The 8,547-nt window shown below is 67.3% G+C and carries 7 protein-coding genes and 1 rRNA gene; 6 read left to right on the forward strand and 2 right to left on the reverse strand.

Translation table 11 applies throughout. The features are described from left to right. The 6 genes from DBZ45_RS04120 to DBZ45_RS04145 all read left to right on the forward strand — a co-directional run. A partial coding sequence (locus DBZ45_RS04120) for a hypothetical protein (RefSeq protein WP_190243002.1) occupies positions 1 to 448 on the forward strand: 448 nt, incomplete at its 5' end. A gap of 332 nt (positions 449 to 780) precedes the next feature. Then, positions 781 to 2,217: a flotillin family protein gene (locus DBZ45_RS04125; RefSeq protein ID WP_111902688.1), complete on the forward strand. Its 1,437-nt coding sequence runs from the start codon at positions 781 to 783 to the stop codon at positions 2,215 to 2,217. 40 nt (positions 2,218 to 2,257) lie between these two features. After that, positions 2,258 to 2,503: a hypothetical protein gene (locus DBZ45_RS04130; RefSeq protein WP_111902693.1), complete on the forward strand. Its 246-nt coding sequence runs from the start codon at positions 2,258 to 2,260 to the stop codon at positions 2,501 to 2,503. An 80-nt stretch (positions 2,504 to 2,583) separates the two neighbouring features. Further along, entirely contained in the window at positions 2,584 to 3,747 is a 1,164-nt protein-coding gene (locus tag DBZ45_RS04135) for a glycosyltransferase family 4 protein (protein ID WP_111902689.1), read from the forward strand. Next, a complete protein-coding gene (locus DBZ45_RS04140; protein WP_111902690.1) occupies positions 3,744 to 5,135 on the forward strand; it encodes a UDP-glucose dehydrogenase family protein in 1,392 nt (463 codons plus the stop codon). The genes DBZ45_RS04135 and DBZ45_RS04140 overlap by 4 nt, the downstream gene beginning before the upstream one ends. 95 nt (positions 5,136 to 5,230) lie before the next feature. Then, the gene (locus DBZ45_RS04145; protein WP_111902691.1) at positions 5,231 to 7,378 is read left to right on the forward strand and encodes a putative bifunctional diguanylate cyclase/phosphodiesterase; all 2,148 of its coding nucleotides are present in this window, start codon (positions 5,231 to 5,233) and stop codon (positions 7,376 to 7,378) included. 44 nt (positions 7,379 to 7,422) lie between these two features. Here the strand turns inward: DBZ45_RS04145 and DBZ45_RS04150 are convergent, their stop codons facing one another. Together DBZ45_RS04150 and rrf are read right to left on the reverse strand one after the other, a co-directional pair. Further along, the gene (locus tag DBZ45_RS04150; RefSeq protein ID WP_111902692.1) at positions 7,423 to 8,277 is read right to left on the reverse strand and encodes an SDR family NAD(P)-dependent oxidoreductase; all 855 of its coding nucleotides are present in this window, start codon (positions 8,275 to 8,277) and stop codon (positions 7,423 to 7,425) included. Between the two features lie 178 nt (positions 8,278 to 8,455). Continuing rightward, positions 8,456 to 8,547: ribosomal RNA gene (gene rrf / locus DBZ45_RS04155) — 5S ribosomal RNA — on the reverse strand; the annotation flags it as partial.

Consider the following 8,547-nt stretch of genomic DNA (forward strand, 5'->3'; position numbering starts at 1 on the left):
CACCGGCAGCCTCCACCACGCCGCCCACACCACCACCGGCGGGGTCCACCAGGCCACCGACGCCGCCGGGAACGCCCTGCACGGCGCCGGCGAAGCGATCGCCGACGCACCCCAGAAAGTCGCCGCGAAAACCCAGGGCAACCCCCTCGCCGCCGGACTGATCGCGTTCGGCGCCGGGCTCCTCGTCTCCTCGCTGATCCCTCCGAGCCAGAAGGAACGCGAAGCCGCCGACGCCCTCAAGACCGCGGCCGAGCCGATGACCAGCCAGGTCACCGAGGCAGCCAAGGACATGGCCCAGGGCTGGAAGGAACCCGCCCAGGAGGCCATGGAACACGTCAAGGCCACCGCCACCGACGCCGCCCAGCACGTCAAGGACGAAGGCCAAACCGCCGCCTCCGACGTCAAAGCCACCGCCACGGACGCCAAGGACCACGTCCAGAACACATAGCGCCGACAACGCTCCAAAGAGTCAAAGTACGACGCCGGCCGGCCCGCCTCACGCGGGCCGGCCGTTTGTCTGTGGTCAGGCTCGTCGTCGGACTCAGCCGGATCTGGAAGGTTGGGACCGACGTCGGCCAGCAGGACCGACACTACAGCTGGCGCAGTGACCGGCCAGAGCCGGTGCCGATCTGATGTGCCTGAGAGCCCGCTCTCGTACGGGCGCCGGAATCGCTGGACTATGCCCCGGCGCACCACCAGACTGTCTATTACAGCTGGTCATGCCGCCTTTGCGGGGCAAGGCCCAACCTCATTCGGCCTTCGCTCTGAGAGGACACCGCCATGGAGAACCTGGCAGCCATCCTTCCCCTGATTATCATCGTTGTCTCGGTACTTCTGGGCATTCTGGTGGTCTGGCTGGCCGTCAAACTCATGTGGAAAGTGGCCGAACCAAACGAGGCCCTCATAATTTCCGGGCTGACGCGCGGCACCCTGGAAAGCACCGACGGGATGGACTTCAAGATCGTCACCGGCAAGGGGGCGCTGGTGGTCCCGGGCCTGCAGACCGTCCGGACGCTGTCCCTCACGCTGAACGAGACGGAGCTGAAGGTCTCCTGCGTCACGTCCCAGGGTATCCAGGTGATCGTTGAAGGCGTCGTCATTTACAAAATCGGGGATGCGCCGGCGTTTATTGCCAATGCCGCCCGGCGGTTTCTTGGCCAGCAGCCGAAAATGGAAAGCCAGGTGTACAACGTCTTCGAGGGCCATCTGCGTTCCATTATCGGCAGCATGACCGTGGAGGAGATTATCCGCGAGCGCGACAAGCTGGCGTCGCAGGTCCGCGGCGCGAGCGGTGTGGAAATGGAAAAGCTGGGACTCGTAGTTGATTCCCTGCAGATCAAGGACCTCCAGGACCCGACCGGCTACATCCAAAACATCGCCAAGCCGCACATCGCCCAGGTCAAGATGGAGGCCCGCATCGCGGAGGCCACCCGGAACCGCGAGGCGGCGGAGCGGGAAGCCGAGGCCGCCGCCCAGGTTGCCGACGCCCAGAGCCTGTCCGCCATCAAACAGTCAGCCGCGCAGGCCAACGCGGAGCGGGCAAGGGCCAACGCGGCACAGGCCGGCCCGTTGGCAGACGCCACCGCCCGCCAGCAGGTGGTGGTCCAGGAAACCGAGGTGGCCAAGCTCGAGGCAGACCGCGAGGAACAGAAGCTGCAGACCACCATCCGCAAGCCCGCCGACGCCAAGGCCTACGCACAGCGCACCGAGGCGGAGGCGCAGAAGGCCGCGGACATCAGTGCAGCCGAAGCCCGAGCCAAGCGGACGGAACTCGAGGCCCAGGCCAATGCCCGGCGGGTGGAAGTGGAGGCGCAGGCCAGCGCGAGCGCGGCGGCGGCCATTGCCGGAGCCACCCGCGTGACGGGCGAGGCCGAGGCGGCAGCCACCAAGGCGCGTGGCGATGCCGCGGCGTCCGCTATCAAGGCGAAGGCACTGGCGGAGGCCGAGGGCATCAAGGCCCGCGGCGAGGCGCTGGAGAGCAACCAGGATGCCGTCATCGCCCAGCAGCTGGCGGAGAATATGCCGTCCATTGTTGCGGCTGCGGCCGAGCCGTTTGGTCACGTGGACCAGCTCACCGTCCTGAACGGTGCGGACGGCCTCAACAGCATGGTGGGCGGGATCATCACCCAGGCGGGCTCGTTCCTGCCGCGGCTCTCAGGTGCGCTCAAGAACGGGCAGAACCATGCCAAGCAGCCGCCGAAGCAGCCCGGCGCCTAGGACCGGCGCCCAACGAAACCGCGGGAAGCCGGAGGACATGGTGCACAGGAACGTCGACCGGACCCTGACCGGGAAGATCGGCAGGGTAAGCGGACAGATCGGCCCCGGAACCGTGGGCGAAGTGATGCTCTCATACCGCGGCGGCACCAGCGCCTTCCACGCCCACCCGTTCGACAAGGTCAGTGTCTTCACGGTGGGTGACGAGGTGCTGGTCATCTACTTCGAACCGCCGCAGACCGTCTTCGTGGATGAACTGCCGGACGTCCTACGCCATGAGGGACGGTAGCCCCGCCTGTTAATCCAACCTTCCCTTCCCGGTCACGCCCGTTCCCCCGCACGGTTAGACGGCAGGATCACCGTTGAGGTGTGAGGATCGCTATCGTTGCCGAATCATTCCTGCCGCTGATGAACGGAGTCACGCACTCCATCCTGCGGGTTCTTGAACATCTGCAGGAACGGGGCGATGAGGTGCTGGTGATTGCGCCGTCGACGTCGGACGCTGATGTTCTGGACGTTGTGCACGGCGCGTTTGTGCACCGGCTGCCCTCCGTTCCGCTGGCGGGTTACACGAACGTGCGGGTGGCGCCGGGAGGTGTGTACCGGGTCAAGAGAATCCTTGCCGACTATGCACCGGACGTGGTCCACCTGGCGTCGCCATTCGTGCTCGGCTGGCGGGCGGCCCAGGCCGCGCACCAGCTGGGGATCCCCACAGTGGCCATCTACCAGACCGAGGTTCCCAGCTACGCCGCCCGGTACGGGGTGCCCTTCCTGGAGAACTGGGCCTGGAACCGGGTGGAAAACATTCATCTCCTGGCGTCCCGGACGCTGGTGCCGTCCACGTTCGCGCTGAACCAGTTGCGCGGCCGCGGGATCCTGCGGGTGGGCATGTGGCGGCGCGGTGTGGATACCGCGCGTTTTGCGCCGGGAAAGCGCGACGACGGCTGGCGGCATTCCGTGGCCCCTGGGGGCGAGCGGATCATCGGCTACGTCGGCCGGCTGGCAGTGGAGAAGCAGGTGGAGGACCTCGCCGTGCTGGCAGACGTTCCGGGCACCCGCCTGGTGATCGTGGGCGACGGTCCCCAGCGGGCGGCGCTGGAGGAAGCCCTTCCCACCGCCGTGTTCACCGGTTTCCTCGGCGGCGAGAAGCTGGCCCGGGTCATGGCGTCGTTCGATCTGTTCGTCCACCCGGGCGAGTTCGAGACCTTCTGCCAGACCATCCAGGAGGCCATGGCATCCGGCGTGCCGGTGGTGGCCACCGGCCGCGGGGGCCCGCTGGATCTGGTGGAGAATTCCCGCACCGGCTGGCTCTATGAGCCCGGTGACCTGGCCGGCCTGCGCCGGCATGTGATGGACCTGATGGGCGACGACGCCAAGCGCCGCGCGTTCGCGGCGGCCGCTTACGCTTCGGTCCAGGGCCGGACGTGGCCGGCCCTGTGCGCGGAGTTGGTGCGGCACTACAAGGAGGCTATTGCCGGCGCCGCCCTGGTTGAGCCTGCCGAAACCAAGACCACGCAAGGAGCCGCCCTGTGAAGATTTCCGTGATCGGCTGCGGCTACCTCGGTGCCGTGCATGCCGCCACCCTCGCCTCCATGGGCCACACCGTCGTGGGGATCGACGTCGACCCTGCACGGGCCGAGCAGCTCGCCGGCGGCCGGGCCCCCTTCTTCGAGCCGGGGCTGGACGAGCTCCTGCGAGACGGCCGCGCCACCGGCCGCCTCAGCTTCTCCACGGACTTTGCGGACGCCGCCGGCGCGCAGCTGCACTTCCTCTGCGTTGGCACGCCGCAGTCCAAGACCTCTGCCGGCGCCGATCTCAGCTATCTGGTCTCCGCCACCAAAAGTCTCCTTCCGCACCTGGGCCGGGGTGCCGCCGTCGTCGGCAAATCAACCGTTCCCGTGGGCACCGTTGACCGGCTGGGGCGCATGCTCGCCGCGCGGCCGGACGTGCTGCTGGGCTGGAATCCGGAGTTCCTGCGGCAGGGCACCGCGGTGAAGGACACGCTGGTGCCGGACCGGCTGGTGTACGGGGTGCCCGGCGGCAAGGGGGGCGCGTTCGGGCGCAGCAGTGACGGCACGCAGGCAGCTGCCCGGGGTGTGACCGCCGTGCTGGACGCGGTGTACGAGCCGCTGCTGCGCGCCGGCATCCCCCGGCTCGTGTGCAATTTCGCGACGGCGGAACTAATCAAGTCGGCGTCGAACGCCTACCTGGCCACGAAGGTCAGCTTCATCAACGCGATGTCGGAACTGTGCGACGCCGCCGGTGCCGACGTCACCGAACTGAGCGAGGCGATGGGCATGGATCCGCGCATCGGCAACCGCTACCTGCACGCCGGGCTGGGGTTCGGCGGGGGCTGCCTGCCCAAGGACATCCGCAGTTTCCGGGCCCAGGCGCAGGCGCTGGAGGTCCGGTCCGTGGACGACTGGATGGGTGTGGTGGACTCCATCAACGTCGGCCAGCGGGCCCGGACCGCTGAGGTTGCCCGGGAACTCTGCGGCGGCATGATCGCCGGCCGGACGGTCACCGTGCTGGGCGCGGCGTTCAAGCCGGACACGGACGACATCCGGGACTCCCCGGCCCTCGACGTCGCGCTCCGGCTCGCCTCTGCCGGGGCGCACGTCACGGTGACGGACCCGAAGGCCATCAACAACTCCTGGATGCGCTACCCGCAGCTGCGGTTCGAGGCCTCTGCCACGAGGGCGCTTGAGGGTGCCGAGCTGGTGCTGCTGCTGACCGAATGGGCCGAGTACCGCGAACTGTCCCCTGCCGCCGTCGGGCAACTGGTACGACTCCGGACAATGCTGGACGCCCGGAACGTGCTGGACGCGGCGGCCTGGCAGGCCGAAGGCTGGACGGTGCGCGGCCTAGGCACCCAGGTGGCGCCGGCGGTTGGGCACGTCTCCGCTGGTCGAGGCTTCTAAACTGAGGACCTCCATCTCGATAGGCTCGATCAGCGGTACGATCTTGCTGAGGGGGTGGACGCTCTGAGTTTCTCGCGGTCTCACGCAACGGTCGCATGACGGCGGCTTCCCCGCGCCCCGAGGAGGCGATGGCCGGTAGCTACGCCGCCCTGTTCGATTCCCTGCCGGACGCGGTCCTGGTGGTGGGCAGCGACGGCGTCATCACCCAGGTCAACGCCGCCGTGGAGCGACTTTTCGGCTACGGCAAGCTCCAGCTCGTGGGCCAGGACCACCGCATGCTCCTCGCCGAAGGCTACCGCAGCGGCTTCGACCGCCTCTTTGCCGCCCTGCGAAACGCGTCCGGAGACACCGCGGCCGCTCAGACCCCATTCGAGTCCTATGGCCTGCGCAGCGACGGCACGGAGTTCCACGGCGAGGTGGCATGCTCGCTGCTGGATTCCGACGGCGGCCCTTCCCTGGTGGCATCGGTCCGGGCCACGTTCCACCGGCAGGAGGCAGACGCCGAGCTGCGAGAGGCCATGTCGCTGCTCAGCGCCACGCTGGAGTCGACGGCTGACGGGATCCTGGTGGTCGGCGTCGACGGAAAGATCGCCGGCATCAACGAGCAGTTCACCAAGATGTGGGGCATCCCCCGTGAGCTCATGGCCGCGGGCGACGATGCAGCGGTAATTGATTTCGTGCTTGGCCAGCTCTCGCACCCCGAAAGTTTCCTGGACAAGGTCAACGAACTGTACGCGCACCCGACCGCCGAAAGCCACGACACCCTGGAGTTCCTCGACGGCCGCACGTTCGAACGCTATTCACGGCCGCAGCGGGTGGGCAACCTGGTGGTTGGCAGGGTCTGGAGCTTCCGGGATGTCACGCCGCGGCGCCGGGCCCAGGAACAGGCCCGGCAAGCGATGGCGGACCTGGCCGAACAGGCGGAACAGCTGAAAGCCATGGCGTTCCAGGATCCTCTCACAGGGCTGGCCAACCGAAAGCTCTTCCATGACCAACTGTCCGAAGCACTGCACGGCCGCAGCGGTACCGCCGTCGACGTTCTCCTCCTGGACCTGGACGACTTCAAGGAGGTCAACGACATCCTTGGCCACGCCGCCGGAGACCAGATGCTGGTGGAGGTGGCCCGCCGGCTGAGGGCCTGCGTGCGGCCGGATGACACTGTGGCCCGGCTGGGCGGTGACGAGTTCGTCGTGCTCCTGACCGGATCGACGGATGCCGAGTCCGTCGCGGAGCGCATCGTGCAGTCGCTCAACGTCCCGGTGTGGATCGAAGGGTCCATGCTGCGGCCCAGCCTGAGCCTGGGGATCGCGTCCCTCTGTGCGGAGGCGGTGGCCGCGTCGGAGCTGCTGCGCCGCGCGGATGTGGCAATGTACGCGGCCAAAGCCGCGGGCAAGAACCGGTACATGCGGTTCAAGCCGGAGATGATGACGGCCCTGGTGCAGCGGACGGACATGGAGGCCGGGCTGCGGCTCGCCGTCGACAACGACGAGATCCGGGTGAGCTACCAGCCGGTTGTTTCGCCTCACCTGGGAGAGGTGGTCCAGTTCGAGGCCCTGGCCCGGTGGGAGCGCGACGGCAGGAATGTCCCGCCGTCGCAGTTCATTCCGACGGCGGAGCGCAGCGGGCTGATCTCGGCGATCGGCCTGCAGATGATGCGGGAAAGTTTCACCCAGCTGGTGCCTTGGCTTACCGGCGGCGCTGAGCGGTCATTGGCCGTCAACGTGTCCGGCGTCCAGCTGCGGGACCGCGATTTCGCCGGCAACGTCCTGGGCATGGCCGAATCCCACGGCATGGATCCCGGGCAGCTGGTGCTGGAGGTGACGGAGAGCGTGTTTTTCGACGCCGATGACCACGTGATCAGCCAGCTCGCGAGTTTGCGCAGCGCCGGCGTACGGGTTGCGCTCGATGATTTTGGCACCGGCTACTCGTCGCTGGGCCGGCTTCAGGACCTGCCGGTGGACGCGGTAAAGATCGACCAGTCCTTTGTCTCCATGGTCCGCACCGGGGCGGAAAAGCTGCCGATCCTCAGCTCCATGATCAACATGGCCCACAGCCTCGGCCTTGGCGTCACCGCGGAGGGCATCGAAACTTCCGCGCAGGCCGCCTACCTGATGGATCTGCAGTGCGACGCGCTGCAGGGCTACCTGTTCTCGGTTCCGGAATCCGAGGCCGGCCTCGATCAGACCATCAGCCGCTCTGCCGAGGCGCTGCAGGCGCTTGAGGGACTCCGCCTGCGCCGCTGATTTCAAACGCTCGCCGCGGCACCATCTGTGGGGGCCGGCGCATCTCAGGCGTTGTCGTGTCCGGACGCGTCCACTGGTTCGCCTGCACTCACGAGCTCCAAGCTGCGGTCCCAGAAGTCCCTCGCCAGCTCTGCGTCGTAGGCCTGCTTGTTGGCCTTCGCCAGCGCCCGCTTGACGTAGAAGGCGCCGGGCACCCAGTCTTGTCCGGGCGTGGAAGTAGCGAGCCAGACGAGCGTGTCAGCGCCCTGCTCGGCCGACAGCAGGAATCGGTTTAGGACAGTTTTGTAGGCATGGCGGAACCAGCTAGTGGACTCCGCAGCGAAGTTGGTCGCCACGACGCCGGGGTGGAAGGCGGCCACGGCAATGCCGTCCTTCCCGTAGCGGTTCTGCAGTTCCGCAGTAAACAAGATGTTCGCCAGTTTCGCGGTGCCATAGGCGCGGTTTGTCGAGTAGCTCCGCTCGGAGTTGAGATCCGTTAGGTCCAGCCGCCCGAACCCGTTGGCAGCACTTGAGGTATTGATGATGGTGGCACGGCTGGCGGTGAGAACGTCCAGCAGCGAGGTCGTGAGCAGGAACGGCGCCAGGTGGTTGATCTGGAATGTCTTTTCATGGCCGTCCGCTGTGAGCTCGTGGCCGCGCATGATCCCGCCGGCGTTGTTCACCAAAACATCTATCCGCGGGTACCTTGCCCGCAGCGCCGAGGCGAGGTCGCGCACCTGCGCCAGCTCCGCGAAGTCACAGACGAAATAGTCAACGCCCAGTTCCGCACCCACCGCTGCGGTCTTCTCCGGGGAACGCCCGACGACGACGATCCGCTCGCCTGCCCGGGCCAGGTTCCGCGCGGCTGCGGCACCGATGCCGTCGCTGGCGCCGGTGATGACAATGGTGCGCTGGGGCATAAGGCGTCCTTTGCTGTGGTTGACCCGCTGATCCATAGGCGGTTCCCCACCTACAACGGTGCCCGGCCGGAACATGTTCCCCGACGCTTCGTTACTCTTGGCAGGGATCATCTGCGGGTTAAATGCGGGAGAGCCCCAACCAGTGTGTCTGGTTGGGGCTCTCGACCTGTTAATGGTTGTCCGGCGGTGACCTACTCTCCCACACCCTCCCGGGTGCAGTACCATCGGCGCTGTGGGTCTTAGCTTCCGGGTTCGGAATGGGACCGGGCG

The organism is Arthrobacter globiformis, from assembly GCF_003261175.1.
Taxonomy (GTDB): domain Bacteria; phylum Actinomycetota; class Actinomycetes; order Actinomycetales; family Micrococcaceae; genus Arthrobacter; species Arthrobacter globiformis_A.

Coding starts and splice junctions, on each gene's coding strand:
- DBZ45_RS04125 (WP_111902688.1), top strand. CDS start 781: ATGGAGAACCTGGCAGCCATCCTTCCCCTGATTATCATCGTTGTCTCG.
- DBZ45_RS04145 (WP_111902691.1), top strand. CDS start 5,231: ATGACGGCGGCTTCCCCGCGCCCCGAGGAGGCGATGGCCGGTAGCTAC.
- DBZ45_RS04150 (WP_111902692.1), bottom strand. CDS start 8,277: ATGCCCCAGCGCACCATTGTCATCACCGGCGCCAGCGACGGCATCGGT.